This is a genomic window from Oleiphilus sp. HI0128 (assembly GCF_001635365.1).
The window spans coordinates 1-1,025 of record NZ_LWGG01001446.1 but is presented as its reverse complement, the minus strand read 5'-3'; the positions used below and the strand labels follow the sequence as shown (position 1 = coordinate 1,025).

The 1,025-nt window shown below is 46.5% G+C and carries 1 protein-coding gene; it reads right to left on the bottom strand.

Annotated elements, in window-relative coordinates; translation table 11 throughout:
• A partial coding sequence (locus tag A3763_RS29155) for a hypothetical protein (protein WP_197483083.1) occupies positions 1-1,025 on the bottom strand: 1,025 nt, incomplete at both ends.

Sequence of the window (1,025 nt, the reverse complement as noted above, 5' to 3'; positions counted from 1 at the left end):
TTCAGCGATTTGCTTTTCGTAATCCTGTTTGGCCAAAGCAACAAGTTTATTTCTTGCTTGCGCAAGACTCTGGTCTAACTCCGTTCTAATTAGCGCTAGCTGCTCTCTTCCTTCAGAAACTCTCTTTGCTAGCGCTTCATTGCCACCATCAGACTCCAGTTTTGAACGTAACTTAGCTTGATATTCATTAAATTCTGCCATTTCACGATCGAGTGCACGAAGTTGTTTGACCGCCTGCCAACGATTGTCACTAAAGGACTCACTCAACCACCAATCGTAATAGGCTTTAACTCGATTCAAGCGCCGTTCGTAACGGCTACGCTTGCGATGATCATGTGGAATAAGTGCTAACGATGACTCGGCTTGCTCAATTTTCTTGGCATATTTAATCTGCTCCTCATTCATAAAGAATCGCAAGTCTTCAGTCTCGCTGGCATGATTAATCGCCGCAGCAAACCTGTCCTGCTCATCTTCCCAGTGTGCAGCGTCCTGGTTCTCCATCGCTTGCTTTGTTTGCTGTATTTTGTCTTCACGAAGCGCAATACGCGTTGCCATCATGGTGTCGAATGAGTCCAGCTGGCTAGCCCATTGAGATAAAGATTCTTCTAACTTATACAGCTCATGCAGCTCACTTACCTGGCGCTGAAACGCATCCGTTGCCAGAAGGTGTGCAAAGCTATAGTCATTAGGCTGAACATTTAGCATGCCATAGGCATCATTCACTAACTTCGCATCACCTAAGGGGCGTGAAAGGTTCAAGGCGGCAATCAAACGCGACTCATCGACCTCTTGTGCTTGTCTGCCAAAACGCTCTTGTAAAGATTCATAATGCTCAACAGCCACTCGGTAGCTTTGGAGTGCAAGCTTTGTTTCACCCATTTGCTCGTACAGATAGGACAAAGCATAAGGCACTTGCTGTAACCAGGGCGTAAATTGTGGGCGCTCTTTCAACAACGTTAAAGCTTCGAGCGCCAAGCCGTGCTGACCAAGGTTAGTCGCAGCAACTGAATAAGCGAAAAGTGCCT